Source organism: Lacticaseibacillus yichunensis (genome assembly GCF_003946405.1).
Taxonomy (GTDB): domain Bacteria; phylum Bacillota; class Bacilli; order Lactobacillales; family Lactobacillaceae; genus Lacticaseibacillus; species Lacticaseibacillus yichunensis.
In genome coordinates, this window is record NZ_RHOG01000032.1 from 1 (window position 1) to 24,703 (window position 24,703).

At 54.2% G+C, this 24,703-nt stretch carries 16 protein-coding genes and 1 pseudogene; 13 read left to right on the plus strand and 4 right to left on the minus strand.

Annotated elements, in window-relative coordinates; translation table 11 throughout:
* Positions 1-62: 62 nt before the first annotated feature.
* Together EKM95_RS12010 and EKM95_RS09330 are read left to right on the plus strand one after the other, a co-directional pair.
* Positions 63-431, plus strand: a complete 369-nt coding sequence (locus EKM95_RS12010; RefSeq protein ID WP_164510163.1) for a YitT family protein — start codon at positions 63-65, stop codon at positions 429-431.
* An 11-nt stretch (positions 432-442) separates the two neighbouring features.
* Entirely contained in the window at positions 443-1,138 is a 696-nt protein-coding gene (locus EKM95_RS09330) for an endonuclease/exonuclease/phosphatase family protein (RefSeq protein WP_125697783.1), read from the plus strand.
* Positions 1,139-1,668: 530 nt separating this feature from the next.
* Here EKM95_RS09330 and EKM95_RS11865 read toward each other — a convergent pair.
* Together EKM95_RS11865 and EKM95_RS09345 are read right to left on the minus strand one after the other, a co-directional pair.
* Positions 1,669-2,619, minus strand: a pseudogene (locus EKM95_RS11865) (glycoside hydrolase family 43 protein).
* A gap of 44 nt (positions 2,620-2,663) precedes the next feature.
* Positions 2,664-4,490, minus strand: coding sequence for a glycoside hydrolase family 2 protein (locus EKM95_RS09345; RefSeq protein ID WP_125697789.1), 1,827 nt, complete (start codon positions 4,488-4,490; stop codon positions 2,664-2,666).
* A 248-nt stretch (positions 4,491-4,738) separates the two neighbouring features.
* Here EKM95_RS09345 and EKM95_RS09350 point away from each other — a divergent pair, with 248 nt between their 5' ends.
* Together EKM95_RS09350 and EKM95_RS09355 are read left to right on the plus strand one after the other, a co-directional pair.
* On the plus strand, positions 4,739-5,656 hold the full coding sequence (locus EKM95_RS09350; RefSeq protein WP_125697791.1) for an ArsR/SmtB family transcription factor: 918 nt from the start codon (positions 4,739-4,741) through the stop codon (positions 5,654-5,656).
* A gap of 113 nt (positions 5,657-5,769) precedes the next feature.
* Positions 5,770-6,297 carry a hypothetical protein gene (locus EKM95_RS09355; protein ID WP_125697793.1) on the plus strand — a complete coding sequence of 176 codons (528 nt, stop codon included), beginning with the start codon at positions 5,770-5,772 and terminating at the stop codon, positions 6,295-6,297.
* Positions 6,298-6,367: 70 nt separating this feature from the next.
* Here the strand turns inward: EKM95_RS09355 and EKM95_RS09360 are convergent, their stop codons facing one another.
* Both EKM95_RS09360 and EKM95_RS09365 read right to left on the minus strand, forming a co-directional pair.
* Complete coding sequence (locus EKM95_RS09360) at positions 6,368-7,276, minus strand: glycoside hydrolase family 43 protein (protein ID WP_125697795.1); 909 nt, start codon at positions 7,274-7,276, stop codon at positions 6,368-6,370.
* A 242-nt stretch (positions 7,277-7,518) separates the two neighbouring features.
* Positions 7,519-8,634 carry a GntR family transcriptional regulator gene (locus EKM95_RS09365; protein ID WP_164510165.1) on the minus strand — a complete coding sequence of 372 codons (1,116 nt, stop codon included), beginning with the start codon at positions 8,632-8,634 and terminating at the stop codon, positions 7,519-7,521.
* 505 nt (positions 8,635-9,139) lie between these two features.
* Here EKM95_RS09365 and EKM95_RS09370 point away from each other — a divergent pair.
* The 9 genes from EKM95_RS09370 (at position 9,140) to EKM95_RS09410 (ending at position 24,703) form a co-directional block, all read left to right on the plus strand.
* A complete protein-coding gene (locus EKM95_RS09370) occupies positions 9,140-10,720 on the plus strand; it encodes a type 2 periplasmic-binding domain-containing protein (RefSeq protein ID WP_125697799.1) in 1,581 nt (526 codons plus the stop codon).
* 152 nt (positions 10,721-10,872) lie between these two features.
* A complete protein-coding gene (locus tag EKM95_RS09375) occupies positions 10,873-11,835 on the plus strand; it encodes an ABC transporter permease (protein WP_125697801.1) in 963 nt (320 codons plus the stop codon).
* A 15-nt stretch (positions 11,836-11,850) separates the two neighbouring features.
* Entirely contained in the window at positions 11,851-12,753 is a 903-nt protein-coding gene (locus EKM95_RS09380; protein WP_125697803.1) for a carbohydrate ABC transporter permease, read from the plus strand.
* Positions 12,754-12,758: 5 nt separating this feature from the next.
* Positions 12,759-13,379: a YesL family protein gene (locus EKM95_RS09385; RefSeq protein WP_125697805.1), complete on the plus strand. Its 621-nt coding sequence runs from the start codon at positions 12,759-12,761 to the stop codon at positions 13,377-13,379.
* Between the two features lie 3 nt (positions 13,380-13,382).
* Entirely contained in the window at positions 13,383-15,572 is a 2,190-nt protein-coding gene (locus EKM95_RS09390; RefSeq protein ID WP_125697807.1) for a hypothetical protein, read from the plus strand.
* 3 nt (positions 15,573-15,575) lie between these two features.
* Positions 15,576-17,714 (plus strand): GH92 family glycosyl hydrolase, encoded by a 2,139-nt coding sequence (locus EKM95_RS09395; RefSeq protein ID WP_125697809.1) that lies wholly within the window; start codon positions 15,576-15,578, stop codon positions 17,712-17,714.
* A gap of 682 nt (positions 17,715-18,396) precedes the next feature.
* Complete coding sequence (locus tag EKM95_RS09400) at positions 18,397-20,382, plus strand: glutaminase domain-containing protein (RefSeq protein ID WP_125697811.1); 1,986 nt, start codon at positions 18,397-18,399, stop codon at positions 20,380-20,382.
* A 29-nt stretch (positions 20,383-20,411) separates the two neighbouring features.
* Positions 20,412-23,564, plus strand: coding sequence for an alpha-mannosidase (locus EKM95_RS09405; protein WP_125697813.1), 3,153 nt, complete (start codon positions 20,412-20,414; stop codon positions 23,562-23,564).
* A gap of 95 nt (positions 23,565-23,659) precedes the next feature.
* Positions 23,660-24,703 carry a glycoside hydrolase family 76 protein gene (locus tag EKM95_RS09410; protein ID WP_125697815.1) on the plus strand — a complete coding sequence of 348 codons (1,044 nt, stop codon included), beginning with the start codon at positions 23,660-23,662 and terminating at the stop codon, positions 24,701-24,703.

Below are 24,703 nucleotides of genomic sequence, written 5' to 3' on the forward strand. Positions count from 1 at the left end.
GGAGGTAAAAACCTGAACGAACACCGTCGTTGTGCACTTTAGCAAAACGGCGGTCCAAAAAAATGTCCGCACGCCCCTTCTTCAAGTCGCTGTTTTCAAGTGTGACGTACTTATTGTCTTTCAATTTGTTTTACGACCTTGCTTTCCAGGTGACTCTCAGTATCTGGTTCGATGTGCCACTGGCTTGTGTGGCCGTCGCGTTTGGTTACTATTGCTGCATATCAGAGAATGCCTCAACGGTTGGCGTTGACGTGATTGCCTTAATTCTGCATCGGCGTAACGAACAAATTCGAATTGCACCAACGATTCGTAATATCAACTTTGTCATCCTTGGCGTTGGTCTATTTGTTTTCGGTTGGAAGAGCGTGGCGTTCGGCATCGGCTTTAGTATTCTGTATGCTTGGATTCTGAGGCATATGCTACGTGAATAGGAGGTGTGAAAATGCAGGTTCGAATCGCAACTTTTAATATGGCTTCAGGAGAAGATCCAGATTGTACAGCCGTAGAGCGACTGTTTGTCGATGAAGATCTGGATGTGATCGGTTTGCAAGAAATCGAACGCTTCACAGCGCGTGCACCATACGATATGCTTCCGATTGTTGCAGGTCGGAACTACCAATGGCAATTTGCCCCAACGCTTGCGCTAATGGGTGGCCAGTATGGAATCGCGACTTTTGCCAGACATCAGATCTCCCAGGTCAAGATTCATAAGTATGGTGTCACCGGTGAGGAGGACCGAGTGTTTATCAACGTAGTCATACGGCTTGGCGACGATACGCTTTCGTTCTATAATACGCACCTGTCGTTTGAGACACCAGCAATACGCAGTGCACAGGTGGCGGAGCTGATGCAGGCGGTACACGACGATAAACACCGAAACAAGGTGGTCGTTGGAGACTTCAATATGGATCAGTCCCTCAGTGAATGGGAGGCGTTTGACTCTTCCTATACACGGGTCAATGGAAATTCTGGGCACTGGTTTGACACGTACAAATGGCGAGATTCGGCCATGAAGGTTAATGCAATCGACAACATTATTCTGTCCCCCGGAATTAACTTGGTTGAGGCACACGTGGTCCGGCGAATTTTGTCTGACCACCAGATGCTCGTGGCAACAATCTCCTTGCCAGATATGTGAGTATCGCTACTAGTTGCTGGCCACTATAAGCGGCGCGTCGCAGAACCAGATCAACTGGCAGCTGATAGTCTGACTGCTCACCTCAGTCGGATTGCCAGATCATAAGAAGCAAAGGGATTTCTCGGTGCGTGTCTGCGCATTGAGGAATCCCTTTTGCTTTGGGGACCGCCATTATATGAAAGAAAAGCCGAGATAAAGTTCCTCTTTCCAACTCCCAAAAGCGGTGGGGCTTTCGCTGGATATACAAAAATCGGATAACCTTGCACGCAGAACACACATCTGTTGCTATTTAACACACCTATGTTAGTGGTCCCCAGCCGCGGCAGTCGGGCTTTTTGCCCCAATCGTGCCTCGCGTTTTCGCCACTTTCTAGCACTTTTCTTCCTATTATATAGACACAATTTTTGCCACAAAAAAAGGCCACGTCAGTTCCGGGGGAGGAAACGACGTGGTCTTTCCAAAAAGGGAGGAAGAGAATTGTGCTGGACCCGGTTCTGGGGGAAAGGGTATCAGCGTAAGGCGTGATGCAGTTAAGTAAATGCGACGGGGATGCCGGGCGTGATGGGATGGCCGAAGACTGGATCGCCGGTAGCGGTCCAAGTGAACGGCTGCATGCGGATGTTGCGCATCGTGCCGGCGCCTTGGTGAATCGCGGCGTGGTAAACGAGGTAATCTTGCCCACTGGCGCTGGTGATGAACGAGCAATGTCCCGGGGTGAAGACATGCGCCGTTTTCTCAAAAAGCGGATCGTCAGCTTTCTGCCAAGCATGTGGATCCATCGGGTCGCTGCCGATGAAGCGCAGTTGGCCGAGGCAATAATCATCGGTCCACACACCGCTGGCTGAGTAGATAATCGACAAGAAACCGTTGTGAATGAGGACTTCGGGGCCTTCATTCACGTATGGCAGGCCGCCGGGAGTGCCGCCGTGCTGTTCTCACGGGCGGGTTGGCGCTGAAATCAACGCGCGCTCGCCAATTGGGGTCGCAGGGTCTTTGAGCCGCTGGATGTAAAGATTCTGCGCCACATTTTCCACGCCGGCCCAGCCTGACCAGATAAAATACAGCTGATCGTGCCAGTCAAGGACGGTGCCGTCGATTGCCCAGCGGTTCGCATCCAGCTCGAGCCGCCCGACAAATTCATAGGCGCCAGCCAGTGGATCGCTGGCGTCTTGGCCGCCGCGTAAGACGTACATGCGGTGGTGGTCGTTGAGACCGTCATCGGCTGCGAAATACACGTACCAGTGGCCGCGGAGAAAATGCAGCTCGGGCGCCCAGACTTCGAAGCTATATTTGGTGCCGACCGGGGCCTGCCAGATCACGTGATCATCGGTGGTCAAGATGTCCAAGGGAGAGGAACTGGTCTTGATCAGGATGCTGCTATGCGGGCCGGCGCCACAGTAGTAATAGGTATCGCCAACGCGGATGAGCCAAGGATCGGCATACCGCTTGCCATCGTCGGGCAGCGGGTTGGTGAATTGCATGGGAGTTGCCTCCTTGAGAAGGGGATGTGTCGAGCGGCTAAGCGTCAGTGACGGTAATCGGCCGCGGTGTCGTTGAGTCGGCCAAAGCGTGGAAAGACGAAGCGTTTGTGCAACTCTTCTAGTGGCGCTTTTGGCTCGCGGTCCTTGGTGAGGACCCCGTTGACTTCCTGCATGACGTCGGTCAGCTGCGTGTAGCAGTAGCCCCACAGACATTCAGACGCTTGCAGCGCATCGAGCACGCGGGTCAACTCGCTGAGATAATTATCGACCGAGGTCGCGCGGGTATAACCCCATCCGTCTTTGCGCGACGCATCAAAGCCAATCCCACCGAATTCGGACAACACGATTGGCTGGCCCTGATAGGCATACCCGCTGGCAAAATTCGCCCAGTTGGCTGAGGATTGATCGAGAATCTTCTCAGTTGTGCTCAGCGTGTCCTTGAAGTGGTGGTAAGCGGCGCTCTCCGCGGAATCGCCGTGACTGTAATTGTGAATGCCGATCACATCGCCATCTGTCGTTTCCCAGCCATCGTTAGTCATCACTAAACGCGTGTCATCCAGCGCGTGGACCAGGTGATACACGGCGGTGGAGAAGTGCTGGACCTGGGTGTCGTAGTGAATGCGATCGACGCCCCAACTTTCATTGAACGGCACCCACATGATGATCGAGGGGTGGTTGTAATCACGGCGAACGGTGTCTTGCCAAGCATCGATCACGCGGTCCACCGAGTTCTCCGAGAAATAGGGCACCGATGCGATCTCTTCCCACACGAGATAGCCGAGTTTGTCGGCCCAGTAGAGGAAGCGCGGATCTTCGACCTTTTGATGTTTTCGGCAACCGTTGAAGCCGGCCGCCTTGGCAAGTTCAATATCCTTTTTGAACGCCTCGTCGGTGGGGGCGGTCAAAAGCCCCTCAGGCCAGTAGCCTTGATCCAGTACCAGTCGCTGGTAACACGGCCGGTTGTTCAGGAAGATCATGCCATTTTCGCGGCTGACCTTGCGCAGGCCAAAATACGAAGCAACCGTATCGGTCGGCTGACCATCTGGCGCGAGAACGGTGAACGTGATGTCAAACAGGTTGGGGTTTTCCGGCGTCCAGGTCCAGCCATCGTTGTGAAACGAGGTACGGAAAATGTGCTGTTGCACCAGATCGATGGTGCGGACGGTGTGATTGGCGACAATGCGCACCGTATCCTCGGCGACCAACTCGCCTTTGAAGGAGATTTCAATTTTCAAGTTACTGCCAATCGCGGCATCACTGAGCTCAGCGGCGATGCCGATGCTGGTGTGATCCAGATCAGGGGTCAGGCGCACGCTGGCGAGGCGGGCGGCATCGACGATCTCTATCCATACCGGCTGCCAGATACCGGTGGAGTTGGTGTACCAGATGGCTTCGGCATGACCGGTCCAAGACTGTTTGCCACGGGGCAGGGTCTCGTCGTAGGTGCGGTCCTCCGCGCGGACGGTGAGGACTTGTTGGGCATCGGCGATCAATGCATCGGTGATGTCGAAGGAGAAACTGCTATCGCCGCCTTCGTGGTGGCCGACCAGCTGGCCGTTGACATAGACATCGGCAAAATAATCGACCGCCCCGAAATGGAGCAAGGCACGTTGACCGGCTTGGGGCGTTGCAATGGCGAGGTCGCGCTGATACCACACGATGTCATGCACGGTCTGGTCGTCGATGCCACTGGCTGGGGCTTGATAAACAAACGGCACGTTGATCTGGCTGTGGTCAGTCGGGAGACCTTTTTCCCAGTGGGCACCGCGGCCGCGATCGTTATCATCGAAGCTGAATTGCCAGGTGCCATTGAGCGATTGCCAGTCGCCGTCGCGCACGAATTGGGGCCGTGGATATTCCGTTCTTGCCATGTTGCCACGCTTCTTTCACACAGAATTGGTTGTGGGCGAGGGGACCTACAACGATTTTTATAAAATGTTGCCAATATGGGTAACTAATTCTGAACCGCTTACATTTTTCATCATATAGCAAGAAAATACAGTGTCAACGGGGCTTTGACGTTCTGTGATAAAAGTGAACGACCGGTCGCTACCCCACAAAATTAGTGCTAGAATGTTAACTGAAATGGCAACTATACCACTTGGAGGAGGCCATCAAAATGGAACTTCAACTGGATGAAAACGCGCTGGTAGTGCTTCATGCGCTGGATTCTGAGACGCGCATCGAGATCATGAATCAGCTGGCAAAGCAACCGATGAATGTGACTCGATTAGCCAGCGAATTGCATTACAGCAAGGCAATCGTTTCTAAGCATCTGAAGGCGCTGGGTGAAGCGGGGCTGATCGTCCAGCGCGCCGACACGCAAGGGGATAAACGTCAAAAAGTATTCGCGGTGCAGGCCGCCAACATCAACTTTTCGTTGCCAGAGACTGTCTATCCGGAATTCAAGCGGCTGGATTATGAACTGCCCCTCGGCAACTATTTTGCCAATGAAGGCATCGAGCCGAGTTGCGGCCTGGCAAATAAGGATGAGGCGATCGGCGACTTCGATGACCCGACTGTCTTTCTCCAACCGGAACGCTTGTCTGCGTCTCTTCTTTGGTTCACCAAAGGCCGTATTGAATACATGCTGCCAAATGAGGTGAAAGGCAACCGCCGCGCCGAGATGATCGACATCTCGTTTGAGATCTCCTCGGAATTCCCAGGCTCGAACAATAATTGGCCTAGCGATATTTCGTTTTGGCTCAATGATGTGAAGATCGGGACGATCACCGTGCCGGCGAATTACTCGGACGTGCGCGGCAAGTTGACCCCGCGGTGGTGGCCGTCGACGCATAGTCAATATGGGGTGCTCAAGCATCTGCATATACAGCGAGACAGCACCGGGCTGGACGGCTATGAGATCTCAAAGGCATCATTGGCGAATCTCGACCTGCAGGACAGTTCAACCTTACGTTTTGCAATCGGCATCGATCCGACTAGTCCGCATCAAGGCGGCATGACCTTGTTTGGCAAGGACTTTGGCAACTACCCACAGGACATCCATGTGACTTATTATTTTTCCAAGGATGAGTAGGCTGGCTGGCGGCTTCGTCGAAAAGAAAAGATGACACCGCCACTTTTCACCCTTGGCAGCGCTTTATTTCTGGCGCATGATGGCTCTCAGGACCTGTGTAGGAGGAAACGTGAATGGAATCAAAAGAGAAAAAAGACGCGCGCCGCGTCAAAGAGACGCTGAAGACGTTGACGTGGCCGAAGAAGATTGGCTATCTCTGGTACAGTTACAAGGGATGGGTCATCGCGGTCGTCGCGGTGCTGGCGATGGCCATCTCGATCGGGGTCTCGGTGTCAGGCCGCTCGGAGACGGTTTTGTCGGTGCGGTTGATGGGCGACGAAGATTATTCTGAAGTAGCAACGGAACTGAAGAAGGACTACGAGAAGGAATTGAATCTCGGCAGTCGGCAGATCGTCGATGTCTCGGCCGTCAACCTTAACCAGTATCAAGACCAAGATGCCTTGACTGCTCAGGTCGCCGGCAACCAGATCGATCTTGTGTGGGTACTCAAATCCAGCGAGTCCAAGCGAACCAAGTTTTTCAAGAACACGGGGATGACCCGCGAACCGAACATCAAGATGCCGGGTAAGTATGGCAAATTGTTTGTCGCGTATCAGCCGGCCAAAGTCCCACATCCCAAGACATTAGCCAAAATCAAATAACATAGTGTTGCCGCATAAAACAGGCCACGATTCGATGATCACGAATCGTGGCCTGTTTGCGTCTTGCGATTTATTGAGGTGCGCCGGCTGGCATCGGTTGAGGCGCACTGGTTGGGCCGTTGATGATGAGCCGCGGCCCCCCATTTGCATCATTGGCGAAGACGGCGCGGTCGATCGCCATCTTACGTGGGTTTGCATGCGTCGCATCGGCGTGCACGTGATAGAGGATGAACAGCTCACTGCCGTCTGGGCTCCAAGCAAACGTGTGGTGGCCGGGGCCGTGCACCAGCTCCGTGCCGTGCAAAATGGGATTGTCTGAATGTTTGACAAACGGACCCAATGGCTTTTCGCCGATCGCCAAACCAACGCCATAGCTCGGACTGGCAAAATGTGAGCCGGAGTACGTCAGGAGATAATGACCCTCGTGCTTGAGCATGAAGGGGGCCTCGTTGACATCACCCATCTGTTTTTCCCAGGGCTGTGAGGGCCGAAGCAATTCGACCAGGGTTTCTTCTTCGATGCCGAGCCGGTCGGGTGTCAGTTGCGCGGCCCAGATCACGTTGCCGCCGGTGAAGCGGACAAAGTACAAGTAGGCCTGACCATCATCGTCGACAAACACATGCGCGTCGATCTCCTTGGTGGCAGGATGTAGCGGGCCAAATATTGGCTGAACGAATGGCCCGAGCGGATCGTCGCTGACGGCGATACACAGATGTTCCTCAGCGGTGTAGGTCATGATGAACTGGCCGTCGAATTCGGTGACATCCGGGGCCCAGAACCCGCGTGTGCCCCAATTCTGATCACCGCCACGCATCGCGACTCCGCGGTCTTGCCAGTGGACAAGGTCACGCGACGTATACACTTTGATGCCACCGACTTCTTTGTCTGTGGTGGTGGGATAGAGGTAGTACTGGCCTTGGAATTGCAGAACGTCGGGATCCGCCACGTTGGCGAGAACCGGGTTTTGATAAGTTGACATGAGGCACCTCCGAGATCTGTCTGCCTTGATGATAGCTGGTGGTTATCCCTGACGCCATTCCTTGCGAAAAATGGCAACAAATGCGCGGTTACTTGGTGCGCGTCCAGCGGGTCGTTAACGAGGCGACTAACAATAATGGTCTGTCATCAACGAATGGCGCAAAAAAGGAGTCGTGACAGATTTTGTCATGGCTCCCAATTCTGACCATTTACATTTTTCCCTAGCCAAGTCATTTTTTTGCGTTAGGCGCGGATCATTTCCGAAGCCCGAATGACGCTGCCGTAATCCACGATGGCAGGCGGAATCAATTGCTTTTTGACTGCGACGCGTTTGTTTGTGATGTAGTCACTCAACATAGTGAACGCGGTCTTCCCTATCATTTCCTCGTCCTGGGCTAGGTACGTATAGCGCAAGGAGGGAAAAGCGGAGGAGTCGGAGTCAAATCCAAACAGACAAATGTCCTTGGGGATGTCTAAATGCAATTCCTTGATGGCCTCGCGAGTCAGTGAGGCGACGTAATTGTCGATCGCCACCACGCATGTCGGTCGCTTGGTGGCGATGAAGTTTCGAATGCGTTTGATGTCCTCTTGAAGAGCTGCCTCGTCGTGTTGGAAATAATGCGATTGGACAATGTGCGCGAAGGCTGCTGCTCGGAGAGGATGATTTGTCTGTGAGTAAACATAGACAAACGCATTCTCACGAGTTTCCAACGAAGAGTTCGCAATGCGGTCATACCCGAAGAACGCGATGTTGCGATGGCCCATCCCGGCAATCAGCTGCGCGGCCTGCTCGGCGCCGGAGGTGTGGTCGGTGCCCACAAATAGTGAGTCGATGCCGGTGAATTGCTTGTCGAGTACCACGATTGGCATCCCATCCAGAATCTTTTGCATCAGCAACGGATCGAAGAACGTTTTTTCAAGGGGCGCAATCAGGATGCCCTGCACGGGAATGTCGAGCAACGCTTGAATGCAGGCCTGCTCCTTGCGCTGGCTTTCATGGGAGAACTTGATGATCAGGGAATAGCCGGCTAGGTTGCAGGCGTCCGTGATGCTTTCCACCAACCGCCGCCCAAACGAATCTGAGATCCCGGACATCACGAGACCGATCAATCGGTTACTGGAAGGCAGGCGTTCCTGGTGGATGACCGTGGTGCCGACCCCGGCATGCCGCGTCACCATATCTTCGGCGGCCAGCAAGTTGACCGCTTTTTGAATCGTGATGCGGCTGACATTATAAAGACCGGTCAGCTCTTTTTCCGTTGGCAACAGCGTGTTGATCGGGTACGTATTGTCGTTGATCTTGTCTTTCAGATCCTCGTAGATCTGCTCATACAGGGGCTTGGATGACCCTCGATTCATAATTAAACGCCACCTTTTTTGGACGGCCTTCGCACAAAGACCGGTGTGATGCGAAACGTCAACTTTTTGACTCTCGCTAAATGATATAAAACGAAAGTCATTAGCCCAAAAATGAGATGAAAATAAATGTAAGCGTTGACAACTTTTGGACATGCCTCTATTCTACATGTGGCTGGTACGATTTGAAACCAAAATTTTTCGGGGGTGGTTAGACCAGGGTAAGTGAAAGTCTTAGGGGAATACTTTGTTATAATTGTGCGTTCATTGCTTTCAATTATTATTCGTAACAAATTGCGAGTTTCCGATGGTCACGGGCTCTCGCCAGGGTATGAAGTCGATAACGGTTAATTGACTGACAGGGTTTTGAACTTGGTAACAGGAGCGGTCGTATGACAGCCTTTGATGCTTAGACATCAACAAGCATGAGGATCAAGGACCAAAGATTTAGATCGATGAATGTTGCAGTCGTTTCAAAATAAAATTTTATGTATGAGGTGAGTACATAATGAAAAAGTCTGTTAAGGTACTGGGCACAACGTTAATGGTTCTCACAGCCGCCGTCACATTGGCAGCTTGCGGGTCAAAGAGTGGCGCAAGCAAGGAAGACAAGAACACGATCTCCTTGATCTCGCCAGACCATAGCGACGTTCACCCAAAGAACAAAGATCTTTGGATGTGGAAACAATATCAAAAGAAGACCGGCGTCAAGGTCAACTGGGAACAAGTCAAGGACTGGGACAACAAGAAGCAGTTGATCCTTTCTCGTAAGACTTTGCCAGATGGCTTCTATCAGACGGGCTGGTCTAACGAAGAGCTGACCAAGTACGGTAGCCAGGGCCTCTTCAAACCTCTGGAAAAACTGATTCCAAAGTATGCGCCAAACCTGGCCAAGCTGATGGAAAAAGATCCTTCGATTGCCAAAGCCATCACTTCCGCTGACGGCCATATCTACAGCCTGCCATATATGAGTACTGACCCACTTGGCGGCGGCCGTAACTTTAAGCTTTACATCAACAAGAACTGGCTCAAGAAGCTCAACTTGAAGAAGCCAACCAACACGACCGAACTGGCCAACGTTCTCGAGCAGTTCGTGACCAAGGATCCTAATGGTAACGGCAAGGCTGATGAGCAAGGGTTCTACATGGACTCCGGTCAGTTCAGTGCGTTTGAACTCATGATCAAAGCTGCATTCGGTATGAACACGGCCGGCCGTACCGCGATGGAAAACAACTTCTACATCGACGATAACGACCAGCTGCAATATATCTTCACCGACGACAAGATGAAGCAGGTCTGGGAATACGAAGCAGAGCTCTACAAGAAGGGCCTGATCGCTAAGACTGCCTTCTCTGGCATGGACTACGATAAGTGGGTCGCCGATGCTGCTAAGGACAAAGTTGGTCTGTTCGCTTGGGTCGGCTCTGACTTTATCGGTGCCAGCTCCATGAACAACTACGAGCCAATCGCTATTCTGAATGGCCCTGACGGCAAGAACGGTTCTCTGGTCACCCAGTCTGGTGTCATGGGGACTTCCGCCTTCATCATCACCAAGGATGCAGACGAAGCCAAGACCAAGAAGATGCTCAAGTGGGTCGATTACTTCTACAGCAAGGAAGGTTCCGACTTCGGTTACTTCGGTAAAGAAGGCGTGACCTACAATGTCGACAAGAACGGGAACAAGGTCTACGTCAAGAAGATCTTGGACTACCCAAAGGGCGCCCAGCTGGGCGCGTACCAGTATGTTGACAACGTTTATGCAGGGTTCTTCCCATATCTGGAAGTTGAAGAAAAGCTGAAGTCCATTTCCAAGGGTCTGCAGCCTGAAGTCTTCACTGACGATCCGCTGAATCACATGCCTAAGCAAGTTTTGCCAAGTCTGCAAGGGACAGTTGAAGAAGCCAATAAGCTATCGACTATTCAAACAGATATGAATAACTATGTAGACCAGGCACGTGTGAAGTTTGTCACCGGCAAGTGGGACATTGACAAGCAATGGGACGCTTACAAGACGCAGTTGAAGAAGATCGGTGTTGACGAATGGGTCAAGATCCGTCGTGCGCAGTATAAGCGTTACGAGAGTGAATAACTAATTCCCCTCGCGTTGATTGCCCGGGGTAGGAACCTTGGGCAATCTTTATATCCTAAAGGTACCGCGACACCAGCCCCCGCTCAGGGCTGGTTAGTGCCGCGGCACCTTCAGGGCCAATGCATTGCCCATTTGAAGGGAGGTAACCGTGTATGGCGGCAGCAACAGCAAAAAAAGTGGCTTTACCGAAAATTGATAAGGTAAAGCGGCGTCAACTCAGAAAACGCTATTTCAGCCAGCACAAGACATTGTATTTAATGATGCTCATCCCGATCGTCTTCACGTTGATCTGGAGTTACTGGCCGATGTACGGGATCATCATTGCTTTTAAGAATTATTCCCCGGCTTTCGGGATCTTCGGTAGTCCATGGACTGGGCTTGATAACTTTACACGTTTCTTCAAAGGTTATTTCTTTGGGAACATCATTTGGAACACGTTGCGGATCAGTATCTACGGTCTGTTGGTCTCGATTCCACTGCCAATTATCTTGGCCTTGATGTTCAACGAAATTCGTGTGAAGTGGTTCAAGTCGACCGTTCAGACGATCTCTTATATCCCGAACTTCATTTCCGTAGTTATTATCGTCGGGATGATCAACTTCTTCTTCGGCACCCAAAACGGTGTCATCAACAGCATTATCACCATGTTTGGTGGTAAGGCCGTTGACTTCCTGGGTTCTCCAGGTGCATTCCCGCATCTGTATGTTTGGTCTGGGATCTGGCAAGGTGTTGGTTGGGGGACCCTGATCTACACCGCTGCGATGTCTGGGATTCCACAGGATCAGTACGAAGCCGCTTATCTGGAAGGCGCGTCACGCTTCCAGATCATCCGCAATATCACCATTCCAGCCATTATGCCGACCATCGTGATCTCTGCGATCTTGGCAACTGGGGGGATCATGGCTGTTGGGTTTGATAAGACCTTCTTGATGCAGAATGCCTCTAACCTTTCGACCTCAGAAGTGCTGTCGACATACGTTTACAAAGTCGGGTTGGTCAATGGGGAGTATAGCTTCTCGACTGCCGTCGGACTGTTCAACAACGTCGTCAACTTCATCTTCTTGTTCATCGTTAACAAGTTCGCCCAGCACGTTGGCGATACCAGTCTGTGGTAGAAGGAGGGGACATCTATGGCATCACGTGCGATTTACAAACCAACCAGGGGTGACAGAGTTTTTGATATCGTGAACATTGTAATCATCACGATCTTTACCCTCATTATTCTCTACCCGATCATCTTCGTTATCATGGCGTCCTTGAGTGATCCAAACAAGATTTTCGACACACCGCTGCTTCTTTGGCCGCGTGGGTTCACCCTTAAAGGGTATACCGAAGTTCTGAAAAACGGGGACATCCTGACCGGGTTTGGCAACGCCGTTCTTTACACATTCGCAGGGACGATGGTCAACCTGATCGTCACCACCCTCGGCGCCTATCCGCTGTCGCGTAAAGACTTTGTTGGCAAAGGCCCGATCACGATCTTCTTCACGATCACCATGTTCTTCAGCGGCGGCTTGATCCCGACATACTTGGTCAACCAGCAGCTCGGCATTTTGAACACGATCTGGGTCATGATCCTGCCAGGCGCCTTGAGCGTTTACAACATGATCTTGATGCGGACCTACTTCCAGGCCAACATTCCAAACGAATTGCTGGAAAGTGCCTATGTCGATGGGGCCAACGATCTGCAACTGCTGTGGCGTGTTGTTTTGCCACTATCAACACCGATCATTGCCGTTATGGCGATGTTCTACGGTGTTGGCCGGTGGAACGATTACTACACCGCGATGATCTACCTGACTGATCGCTCCAAGTTCCCTCTGCAACTGATCTTGCGGGAGATCCTGGTGCAAGGATCCTTCGGTGACACCAGTACCGCGCTGAGCCAAGGGGCTGACGCGCAGATGATGATGCTGAAGCTGACTATGAAATATAGTGTTGTTATTATCTCCACATTGCCAGTTATGCTGTTTTATCCAGTCGTTCAGAAATACTTTGAAAAGGGTATCATGGTCGGCGCTATTAAGGGGTGATTTAGATGTTTGCAGAAAAAGGGATGCGTGTCATCAACGACATCTATTACATGATGAAGATCAATCTCTGCTGGTTCCTCTTTACGCTTGAGGGCGGCATTGTGCTGGGAATTGTACCTGCGACACTCACAGCATTTGATTGTATCCGAGACAAGATGAAGAACAACTATGACGGCAAGGTCTATCGCGAATTCAAACAATTCTACTGGGCTAACTTCAAGTCGAGTTGGAAGATCACACTGAGCTTCGCGGCCGCAGGATTCATCCTCCTAGTTGAAACGGCGATGCTCAATGGTGTCGGGCAAACAAACGTGGTCATTGAGATCATGCTCAAATTGACCCGCATGTTGATCGTTTTGACGATGGTCTTCTTCTTCCCGGTGTATTCTCACTTTGACGTGCACGGGTTCCGCGCATGGCTGCAACCTTTTCTGTTTCTCTTTATCTGCCCGTTGCAGGTGGTCTTGATCGTCTTGATGATCGCGGTCACCGCGCTGCTTTACATGATCAACCCGTTGTTGGTCTTCTTCCTCGGCATTGGGTTGCCAGCTTACGTGATCATGGGGATGATGCTCCGCAAGTTCAATAAGCTGGCTGAAAAAGTCCCAGCAATTCATGAGGTGTAATCGATGAGCTTTATTCGCACGAGGCAATCTGAACTCACAGGGTTTCAGGAGTCTGCCCCGTTTGACCCGGCGCTGGACGTCGGGGTCGATTTTGTCATGGTCTATGGCAACGATGAGAGCCTGTACGAGCGGATCCGGGCATACAAGGCACGCGGTTATGTCGTGCACTTGATGACTGGAATCGCCTGGGGCACTTATCAGGATTATTTGTACGGCAGGTGGGACGGCCTGGATCACTGGGCTGAAGCGCAGCGCCGCGTTGATGGATCCATTGTCGGCCATGGCAAAGACATTCCGTATATGGTCCCGACCATCGCATTTTCCAACTACTTGTCTGAGCAGATGAAAAAAGCGATCGACGCCGGGGTCGAGGCGATCCACATGGAGGAGCCCGAGTTCTGGGATCACTCCGGCTATTCGGACGCTTTCAAATTACAATATGAGCTGTTTTACCGCGAGCCGTGGCAGGCGCCGACGACCAATGTCTCGGCGCACTACAAGGCCGCGAAACTCAAAGCCCTTTTATATAAACGCATTCTTGAGCGGGTGGCGGACTCGGTGAAGGAGTACTCGCTGACGCAAAAAGGCAAGGTGGTGCGCTTTTACGTGCCGACTCACAGCCTGATCAACTACACGCAATGGAAGATCATGAGCCCAGAAGGCCTGCTGAATTCCATTGACTCGCTGGATGGGTTCATCGCCCAGGTCTGGACCGGCAACAGTCGCACCGCGAACACGTATCGCGGTGTGACCAAGGAGCGGACACTGGAAACGGCGTACTGCGAATATTCCGTTATGCAGGAGCTGATCAAGGGTACCGGCAAGCGGATGTGGTACCTGGCCGATCCGATTGAAGACAACCCGCGTTATCCATGGTCGTCTTATCAGGCTAGCTATCTTGAAACGGTGACGGCTTCGCTGCTGCACCCCGAGGTCTCACGGTTTGAGGTCTGCCCGTGGCCAAACCGGGTGTTCAACGGCCGGTATCCAAAGCCGGATCCGGACGACCCGAATGCCAAGCCAGGCGAGCCAATTCCGCCGCGTTACCGCACGCTTTTGCAAAACATGTTCCAGACCCTTGGCAACATGGACCAGCCGGACTATCACTATGAGCACAACAATGACTTGCGCCTCGGCGTTGCGCTCAGTGACACCGCGCTTTACCAGCGGACGTATCCGGATCCGGACCACGCTGATCATGGCACGCCGATGCTTGGCGAGCTGACGGAAAAACAGCTGGCGCAATATTCCGGCAATGAGTTCCCGATGTTTTACGGCATGAGCTTGCCACTGCTGAAACGCGGCCTGCCGTTGCGGTGCGTGCAGATCGACAATGTCACGCGCATTCCCAATTACCTCAATGAACTGAAGTATCTGGTGTTGAGCTACGACTTCATGAAGCCGGCCTCGCCAGCGGTCAACAGTGAATTGGCGGCTTGGGTGGCGCGCGGCGGCACGCTGATCTATGTTGGCGACAACAAGGATCCGTATAACGATATGCCGGCTTGGTGGAATGAGAATGGCAAGACCCACGCCACCCCGCTTGCGCATCTGCTTTCGCTTCTCGGCATCACTGGAACGCCTGCGCCGATCACCCCTATCGGCCAAGGTCAGTTCCTCTATGTCGACGCGAATCCAGCGGTGTTCACCGAAGATGCGGCGACGGAGCAGACCTATGTTGATCTGGTCGCCCAAACGATCGATGGGCGCGGCGACCAGTGGAACCAAACGAACAGCCTAAGTTTGGTTCGCGGCCCGTATGTGGTCACGGCGGTGTTTGATGAAACAGAGCCGGGCAACAGTGTGTCACGCACAGGCAATTTTGTCGATCTGCAGACCCCGGACTTTGATCTCAAAGAACGGGTGACGACACATCCTGGCCAGACCAGCTTGCTGTATGATGTCGACCGCGCCCCAAGCGCGACGACCATCATCGGCACCACGGCGCGCGTCTTGAGTGAGACGGACAACGCGGGCAAGCTCCAGCTGAGCCTGCAGACAAACGCCGGCACCCAGTCCTATCTGATGCTCAAGGTTCCGCACGCCGTCACATCGGTGTCGGCAGTCGACGACCAAGGCCGGACGCTAGAGGTGCATTACACCCTTTACCCGGCGCAGTCACTGATCAAAATCAACTATCTTGGAACCGGCTCGCGCGTCGAGCTGACTATCCAACAATCGGAGGATCAATAGAAGATGGATATTTCTTCAATTGACACACGGCACGCAACAAGCAACACGTTTGAACTGTCTCGCGGGAACAGTTTTCCCTTCACCGGCTATCCGTTTGGGATGAACTATTTTGCCATCGAGACCACCAATGACAACTGGTGGTTCCACCCAGAGGCCCAGCATTATCGCGGCTTCCGTCTGACCCACCAGCCGACGATGTGGGCGGGCACGAAAGGCGACTTCGCCTCGGTGCGCATTTTGCCATTCGCGACGCGCTCCAAGGGCCTGCTGGATGTGCCATACGCCCCGCAATTCTCCACGTTCCAGCCCAATAAGCTGGAGATCGTGCAGAAAAACGACCGCATCCGCACGACGCTGGTGCCTTCCGAATACGGCGCGCTGATGCACATCACAGCCGCCGATGACGAACTCGGTGTAATCATTTCCTTCCCGACTGAGGGTGAAGTGACCAAGCACGAGGGCAATGTCATCGAGGGTTACTCGTTGCAGTTGCACGCGGACCGCACCACGCCGCTGAAATTGCGGTTCCACATCGAAGCGACCTCCCCCGTCGTCGATGCGACCACGATCGAAGACGGCGCCTTGCAGCTGAGCTTCGCCACGAGCGATGATGTCACGCTGCGCATTGGCACGTCTTTCATCAGCGAGGCTTATGCTGTTCGCAACATGCCGCAAGAAGACGAGGCAACGCTTTCGGCCAACATCACGGATGCGTGGAACGCCAAGCTCGGCAAGATCGAGATCTCTGATCACGACCGCGAGCGGGTCCAGACATTCTACCAGAATCTCTGGCGCGCGTTCCTGTACCCGATGAAACTCTACGAACTTGATGAAAATGGCGAGCCAGTCCATTACGACATGCACGCCGATGACGTCAAGCCGGGGTATCTCTACACCAACAACGGTTTTTGGGACACGGCGCGCACAGTGTATTCGCTGCAATCGCTGATCGAAGGCGACGAGTATCCGAAGATCCTGCACGGTTTTGTCAACAGCTACAAAGAAGGCGGCTATATGCCAAAATGGCTGTCGCCTGCAGATGGCGGCGGCATGCCGGGTAACTTGATCGACGCGGTTCTTGCAGACGCGGTGATCAAAGGCATTGCGCCTGAGTTGAATGAAACGTTCCTGGAAGGGATGCTGCATTCGGCGACGGAGCAGGATCCAAACGGTCGCTTGGGCCGGCGCTACCAGAATGATTACGCCAAGTATGGCTACATTCCGGCCGACGTCCCAGAATCCGTTAACAACTCTCTTGATTATGCGTTCAGCGACTGGTGCATCTCGATCGTTGCGGCGCATCTTGGCAAGGACGAGCTGGCGGCCAAGTACCGCAAGCTGGCGCTGAATTATCAAAATAATTTTGATAAAGAGGTCGGCTTCATGGTGGCCAAAGACCGTGATGGTAACTTCAAGCCAGGCTTCTCCCCGATCTCATGGGGCGGCGATTTCACCGAGGGTTCGTCTTGGCAGTCGACCTTCCAGGAACCGCATGACATTCAGGGCTTGATCAATTTGTACGGCGGCGATAAGGCGTTCTTGAAGCAGATCACCACCATGGCCAACTCTGAGCCGAAATACGACGTCAAAGGCTATGGCCACATCATTCACGAAGTCGCAGAAATGGAAGTCAACGAGTTTGGCCAGATCAACATGGGCAACCAGCCGAGCTTCCACCTGCCATATCTCTTCGCCTTTGCCGGCAAGTCGTATTACATGCAGCCGATGATCAAGCAGATGATGACCAAACTGTTTTCCGCTGGCTGGCAAGGCTATCCAGGGGATGAAGATAACGGGTCCATGGCGTCCTGCTACATCTTCAACAGCCTTGGCTTCTATCCATTCTGCCCAGGCACCGATCAATATCTGTTCGGCATGCCGCTGTATGACCAGATCATCGTGCACCTGGCAAACGGCAAGGACCTGACCCTGACCACCACGCAAAACCTGCCGCAGCATCAATTCATCGACCATCTCGAAGTCAACGGTGAGGCGTACCACAAGCCATACATCACCCACGACACCCTGATGAACGGCGGGGCCATTGATTACACGCTGGGCCTGGTGCCAAATCCGGATAACTTTGATTCAGATGTTGTGCCGTATAGCTTGAGCAAAAAGGGTGCGGAACGCGGCGAATAGGTCTGAGCAGCTAGTGCGGCCCAGGCGCGAATGGCGTCCTTGGCCATCCGTGACTGGGCGACTAGATGCCTCAGACCTGCCGCGTGAAGCCCAACTAGCGCGGATAGGCATCTCACTGATACATCGTTATGGCGGTCCGCCGCCAAGTTAAAAAGCCTTCTTCGACAGAGACCTTTTGTCCTTTTGCCATCTGCACACGCGATGACCACAAAGGGCTCTGGGTCTCTGCTTTTTTGAGGAAGGGCAGGCAAGATTGACGACCTCTTCGACTGCACAGAAGTCCATTTGGAGAAGTGCAGGAAACGGTAATCAGAGGCCGGTTCAAACGTTTCTCGCAATGAGAAAGATTGGGAATCCGGCAATATATTTCCAGTACGTGTTTAGTAACTTCAGTGCTGGATTTGAGGGCGGGCTCCGGCCAGAAACGGCTCAGCCCCCTTGTCGTTGTTAGCGGCCAAGCCGCTTACAACGAAGGCAAGCTTTGAGACCGCGACCTTTGCGGGCTCAAAGTTGCCTGGGAGCGTTCCAGCCAGTTTCTGGCCGGAGCCCACCCGGGCGTTAGCACAAACAGGTTTTATAGAACTTAGGAACTGGGCAGATTGTTGCTCGGCTCCCCGCAATTATTCAAAATTCGAGTAAGGTTTGACCGGCTGCGGAGCCGGTCTAAAAGGAGTTGTGACATATGGTAGATCGAATTCCATCAGTCCCGTTGATCGTCCATGATCCATATTTTTCCATCTGGTCCCCGGCAGATCACCTCAATGATCGCGAAACTGAAAGTTGGAACGGTAAACAGATGCCGATTCGCGCGGTCCTGCGCATTGCGGGCCAAACCTATTCGGTGATCGGCGAAAATCGCGGCGTTGAAAAACTGCCGCAAGTCGACCTCAGCATTCAGCCGACCGAGACCATCGCGACATTCCAAAACAAGCAAGTCAACCTGACTCTGACGTTTGCCCAGCATTTTGACCTCGCTGATCTTGAGGCGGTGTCCGAGCCAGTCACGTATTTCCGGGCGGCGCTGGCGTCGGCGGATGGCAAGGCCCATGATGCCGAGCTGCAGCTGACATTCGACAGTACGATCACCTATGAAAGTCTGAACGACAACCGCTTGATCGCGTCCTCGTTTGAGCTGGCGCATTCGACGGCGGTGATGCTGGGTAAGGCGCGGCAGACGCCACTTAACCAGTCCGGTGACCTCATCAATATTGATTGGGGCTATCTGTATCTGGCTGCCAGCAATGAAAGCCAGACCACGGTGAGCGCGGTCAGCGAGTGGAATGATTATTCGCTGAAGGCGTCGATGAACCTGTCGACTTATGACAACGGGAGCTGCGACCTGTTGATCGCATACGACGATGTGGCGTCGATCAATTATTTTGGCCTCACGCTGAACGCGTACTGGAAGAAGCAATATCCATCGCTGCTGGACTTGCTGGATGTGCGTAGCCAGCAGATCGACCCAATTTTGGCGCATTGCGCCCAGCTCAACGAGTCCATCAACAAGCAGGCCACCACAGTCGGTGGGGATGATTACCGGCTGATCTGCGCAACGGCTTATCGCCAGTCGATCGCGGCGCACAAGCTGGTCGAGGATGAAAATGGCGAGTTGCTTTTCCTCAGCAAGGAATGCAACTCCAACGGGTGCATTGCCACGGTCGACGTTTCCTATCCGTCGACGCCGCTTTACCTCGCGTTCAACCCGCAGTTGGTGGAAGGCATGCTGCGCCCAATCTTCCGTTTCGCCAGCTTGCCAGTGTGGCCATTTGCCTTTGCGCCGCATGATGCGGGCCGCTATCCATATGCGACGGGCCAAGTCTATGGCATGAAGCAACAGCGCGGCCGCGATGATGGTACCTGGATCATCGACCGTGACACGATTCCGCCGTACTACACTTATCCGGCTTCTTCGGATCTCTACGAAGAAAAGTTCCAGATGCCAGTTGAGGAATGCGGCGACATGATCATCATGAGTTGCGCCGCGGACGCCCTGCTCAAGGATGGTTTTGTCCGGGCGCACAAGGATCAGCTGATCGCCTGGAGCGACTTCCTCATTCGCAATGGTCAAGATCCGGAGAACCAGCTCTGCACGGATGATTTTGCCGGTCATTTGGCGCATAACGTCAACCTGTCCTTGAAGGCAATCGTCGCGCTAGGCGCGTTGGGTAAGGCGCTGCTGGATATCAACGAAGACGATGCCAAGCGCTTGACCTTGGCCGCCCAAGAGATGGCCGCAATCTGGGAAAAGACGGCGGCCAATGACACGGATACGCGCTTGGCCTTTGACCAGGCGGATACTTGGTCCTTGAAATACAACTTGGTCTGGGATGATGTCTTGCACCTGAATCTCTTCACCCCTGAGGTCAAGGAAAAGGAGCTCGCGCGGTACGCCAAAGAGGCCAACGATTACGGGACGCCGCTTGATCCACGGGCGGAATACACAAAGGCGGATTGGCTGATGTGGGTCGGCGCCCTGGCGGAAAATCGCAAGGGGCTGGCGGTCTTCACCACGCCGCTGGCCAAGTTCCTGCATGATACCACGGACCGCGTGCCATTTTCCGATTGGTATCACACCACCGACGGCCATTTTGTGGCGTTCAAGAATCGCACGGTCATCGGGGGCACGTTCATGCCGCTGCTCAAGTCGCTGCATAAATTTCGTGGCTGATCGCAGCTGATTGATAAGGAGAGAACGATTTGAATTATTCCGTAGATGATTTTCTCGCGAAAGCCCGCCAGCAGCTGGCTATCTTGCACGGCTGGTTCTACGCAGGCTTCAGTGAGGTCCCCGATCTTGAGCTGACGCCGGACACCCGCGCGGATAAGCGCTGGGAGCCGGCCGATGCGACATGGACGCCGGTGTCACTTGGCAGCAAGTGGGAAGGCCGCGACAAATATTTCTGGCTGCGTTTTTCCCTGACGGTGCCAGAGCTTGAACAAGGCGCGCACTTTGTCCTGCACATGGAATTGGGTCGCACAGGAGGCGGCGGCAATTCCGGGTTTGAGGGGCTGGTGTTTGTGAATGGCAAGCCGCGCCAGGCGGTGGATTCCAATCACGAAGATGCCTATTTTGAGGACAGTTTTGCCGGCCAGACGCTTCAAATCGCAATCAAGCTCTGGACCGGGCTGGAAGGTGGCGGCGAGCCGCAGATTCAGCATTATGTCCTGAAGGCGCTGTGTGCCGGGGTGCTGGATCAGCCGGTGGTCGATGTGTTCGATTATCTCGACAACATTGTCGGCACGGTGGCGACGCTGGGGCCGGATGAGCCGCTGCGCTATGGCTACATGACTCTTGTGCGCCAGGCGTTTGCCCAGTTCGTTTGGGCGGAGATGACCCCAAGCACGATCGATGGCGTGGCGCAGGCGGTGCTCGGCCAGATCCATCAATTCATCGCCAGCCATGCCGGGGAGAAAAAGGCGTACACGATCACGGCGGTGGGGCACACGCACATCGACGTCGCGTGGCTGTGGCGGCTGCGCCACACGCAGGAAAAAGTGGCCCGGTCCTTTTCGACTGTTCTGGAGCTGATGAAGGAATATCCCGACTATGTCTTTTTCCAAAGCACGCCTCAGGGTTATGCCTACTTGCAGGAAGATTATCCGGAGATGTGGGAGGAGATCCAGGCCCGCATCAAGGAAGGCCGCTGGGAGGCCAATGGTGCGACGTGGCTGGAGCCGGATACGAATATTCCTAGTGGCGAAAGTCTGACACGCCAGTTCCTGTATGGCAGTGGCTATTTCCACCAGCACTTCAACGCCCGGCAAAATGTGTTGTGGTTGCCGGATGTGTTCGGCTACTCGGCGGCGGTGCCGCAGATCATGCAGGGCTTTGGGGTCAAGAATTTCATGACCACGAAGATCTCGTGGAACGACACAAACCGGATGCCGCATGACACGTTTTACTGGCAAGGCATTGATGGGTCGAAGGTCTTGACGCATTTTGTCACGACGGTCGAGCCGGAAGCCGAGTTCGACAACCCGCGGGAGTGGCGATACACGTACAATGGCCTTTTGACGCCGCGGACGGTGCTGGGCACGTATCATGTGTATGCGGACAAGCCGCTGAACGACGACTTGCTGCTGAGCTATGGCTTCGGCGATGGCGGCGGCGGCCCAACGCGCGAGCAGATCAAGAATATGGCGATCATGGATGAGCTGCCGGGCTTGCCGCATGTCCGGCCCGGCCGCGTGGATGATTATTTTGACCGGCTCGATGGGAAGATCGAAGCGGCTGAGGCGGATGTCGCCACGTGGCGTGGGGAGCTGTACCTGGAATTCCATCGCGGCACGTACACGTCGCAGGCCAATGTGAAAAAGTGGAACCGGCGCGCCGAATACGCACTGCGGGATGTTGAGTTGCGGTACGCGGCGGCGCATGTCGAGCGCGGCATCGAGTACCCGACGGAAAAATTACGCGACTTGTGGATCATCTTGCTGCGGAATCAGTTCCATGACATTCTGCCCGGCTCGGCGATTCGCGAAGTCTACGAAGATGCGGCGGTCGAGTTCAAGCAGCTGTTTGACGGTGTCGCGGAATTGCAGGCCGCATTGACCGACCAGACGACGACCAAGGCACCAGATCAGGTGACGGTGGTCAATCATTTGGCTTGGCCGCAAACGGGGCTGGTGCACTTGCCGAAGCTCGTGACCGCCAAGTTGCCAAATGGCGATTTTGCGCCGCGCGCCCAGGTCAAGGCGGGCACTGCGGTACAAGTGACAGTGCCGGCCATGGGTAGCGTGACCCTCACGCTCTCGGACGCACCGGATGAACGCGACCTTCTGACCCCGCCGCATCCGGTTCCGGCGCTTCATGTGAGCGACCACACGGCGACGACGCCATTTTACGATGTGCTGTTTGACTCAGACGGGCATCTCGTTTCGTTGCGGGACCGCGTAACCGGCCGCGAATTTCTCGACCCCAAATTGGGCGGGAACGTCCTGACGATCTACGAAGATAAGCCGCTTTATTTCGACGACTGGGATATCAATAAGGATTATCCGGACAAGGCTCAGCGGCTGGTCGCCAAGAGCTGGCGAGTCGGCGAGGAAAACGATCTTTATGCCGATTTTGAATCCAAGTATGTGATTGGCGAGTCGACGATCAAGCAGACGATTCGCTTCTATTCAGACAAGCCGCAGATCGATTTTCTCACCCATGTCGATTGGCACGAGCGCCAGCGCCTGCTTCGGACCGCGTTCAACACCAACATCTTGGCGGACAACGCGCGCTACGACATTCAATATGGCAATGTGCTGCGGCCAACCAACGACAACACCAGCTGGGATCAGGCGAAGTTTGAGACCTGCGCGCACAAGTGGGCGGATCTCTCCGAGCGCGATTACGGCCTGGCGCTGCTCAACGACAGTAAGTATGGTTATCGGATCAAGGACAAGCAGGTGTCGATGACGCTACTCAAGTCGGGCAATTACCCGGATCCGCACGCGGACGAAGGCGAACACGACTTCACCTATTCCTTGCTGCCACATGACGGTGACTTCTTGGTCGGCGAGGTGGAGAAGGTGGCCAGCGAACTGAACCAGCCGCTGACTGTGAACGCCGGTGTCGGCGAAAACACGGCGGCACCGCTGTTCACCTTCACGGGCGAGCATCCGGTGGCGGTGGATGCCATCAAGCTTTCCGAAGATGGGCAACATGTCCTCGTGCGCCTGCATGATTACACCGGCGGGCACGAAGGGGTCATGATCCGACCGAATCAGCCGGCGAAGGCCGCTTACTTGGCGAACTTGGATGAGACGCTGGTCGATGACGGGACAGACCTGTTGGTGGATGATTGCGTGAATATCACGATGCGGCCGTATCAGATTCTGACGGTGGCCTTTGACTTTTGATCTCGTTTTGCGCGTTGGCCTTTCCCCTGGCCAGCGCGCCGCAGCTCCTGCCGAAATGGTGGGGGCTGTTTTTGGTGGAGAGATGAGGTGTGAAAATGAATTTTGAGGAAGAAGCGGCTCTGGCGCAGCGCAGTCTAGAACATTATTTTCGCTCGGCGGATCCATTGCAGGGCTACAACAATGTTTATCCTTTGATGCACTGGCACCAAAATGATGTCTTTAATTATTGGTGGGTGGCGCATCTGGTGGACAGTCAGCTGGATGCCTTTTCGCGAAGCGGGGATGCCCTTGATCTGCGGCGGGCCGAGGCCACGTATGCGGCGAACAAGGCGCGCAACCACGGGACGCTGCTGCATGTTTATTACGATGATGAGTTGTGGAACGCGCTGGCGGCGGTGCGGCTATATCAGGCGACGGGGACGGCAAGCTATCTGGCGGATGCCCAGCAGGTCTGTGCGGACGTGTTCCGGACGGCGTGGAATGAGGCGCAAGGCGGCGGCTTCGCGTGGACGCGGATGCAGCTGGATTACAAGAACACGCCGGCCAATGCGCCTGCGATGATCTTGGCGTTGCGACTCTATCAGCTCGATCCGCAGCCCGCGTATCTGGAGAAGAGTCTGGCGGATCTGGCATGGCTTCGCGAGACGCTGGTGGATGCGGATTCGCAATTTGTGGCGGATGGCGTCAACCGGCTGGGCGATGGGAAAATCGATGTGCAGTGGCCGTTTTCGTACAATCAGGGCGTTTATATCGGCGCGCTGATCGAATTTTTCCATGTGACCGGCGAGCGGCAGTATCTTGAGGATGCCCTGACGTGTGCCCGCACGACTTTGGCCCGGCTGGCGCAGGATGGCGTGCTGGTCGATGTCGGTGAAGGCGGCGGGGATGTCGGGTTGTTCAAGGGCATTTTCTACCGGTATGCGGCGCTGCTGGTGCAAGAGACCGGCGATGCAGGGCTGCGCGACTTTATTTTGGCGAGCTGCGCAGTGCTCGCAGACCATGCGTTGACCGACGATGGCTGGCTATTGGCACGGGCCAATTGGCGGGAACGGGTGATGCTGCCGCTGGTGGCTTTGTCGGAAGAACTCAGTGCGGTGATGGTGCTGGAGGCAGCGGCGTCGCTCCAGACGAAAGGGTGA

Bases quoted from the DNA above. Each gene is read 5' to 3' on its own strand.
- EKM95_RS09355 (WP_125697793.1), top strand. From the start codon at position 5,770: ATGGAATCAAAAGAGAAAAAAGACGCGCGCCGCGTCAAAGAGACGCTG.
- EKM95_RS09345 (WP_125697789.1), bottom strand. From the start codon at position 4,490: ATGGCAAGAACGGAATATCCACGGCCCCAATTCGTGCGCGACGGCGAC.
- EKM95_RS09395 (WP_125697809.1), top strand. From the start codon at position 15,576: ATGGATATTTCTTCAATTGACACACGGCACGCAACAAGCAACACGTTT.
- EKM95_RS09380 (WP_125697803.1), top strand. From the start codon at position 11,851: ATGGCATCACGTGCGATTTACAAACCAACCAGGGGTGACAGAGTTTTT.
- EKM95_RS09360 (WP_125697795.1), bottom strand. From the start codon at position 7,276: ATGTCAACTTATCAAAACCCGGTTCTCGCCAACGTGGCGGATCCCGAC.
- EKM95_RS09410 (WP_125697815.1), top strand. From the start codon at position 23,660: ATGAATTTTGAGGAAGAAGCGGCTCTGGCGCAGCGCAGTCTAGAACAT.
- EKM95_RS09350 (WP_125697791.1), top strand. From the start codon at position 4,739: ATGGAACTTCAACTGGATGAAAACGCGCTGGTAGTGCTTCATGCGCTG.
- EKM95_RS09400 (WP_125697811.1), top strand. From the start codon at position 18,397: ATGGTAGATCGAATTCCATCAGTCCCGTTGATCGTCCATGATCCATAT.
- EKM95_RS09390 (WP_125697807.1), top strand. From the start codon at position 13,383: ATGAGCTTTATTCGCACGAGGCAATCTGAACTCACAGGGTTTCAGGAG.
- EKM95_RS09375 (WP_125697801.1), top strand. From the start codon at position 10,873: ATGGCGGCAGCAACAGCAAAAAAAGTGGCTTTACCGAAAATTGATAAG.
- EKM95_RS09330 (WP_125697783.1), top strand. From the start codon at position 443: ATGCAGGTTCGAATCGCAACTTTTAATATGGCTTCAGGAGAAGATCCA.
- EKM95_RS12010 (WP_164510163.1), top strand. From the start codon at position 63: ATGTCCGCACGCCCCTTCTTCAAGTCGCTGTTTTCAAGTGTGACGTAC.
- EKM95_RS09370 (WP_125697799.1), top strand. From the start codon at position 9,140: ATGAAAAAGTCTGTTAAGGTACTGGGCACAACGTTAATGGTTCTCACA.
- EKM95_RS09385 (WP_125697805.1), top strand. From the start codon at position 12,759: ATGTTTGCAGAAAAAGGGATGCGTGTCATCAACGACATCTATTACATG.
- EKM95_RS09365 (WP_164510165.1), bottom strand. From the start codon at position 8,634: ATGAATCGAGGGTCATCCAAGCCCCTGTATGAGCAGATCTACGAGGAT.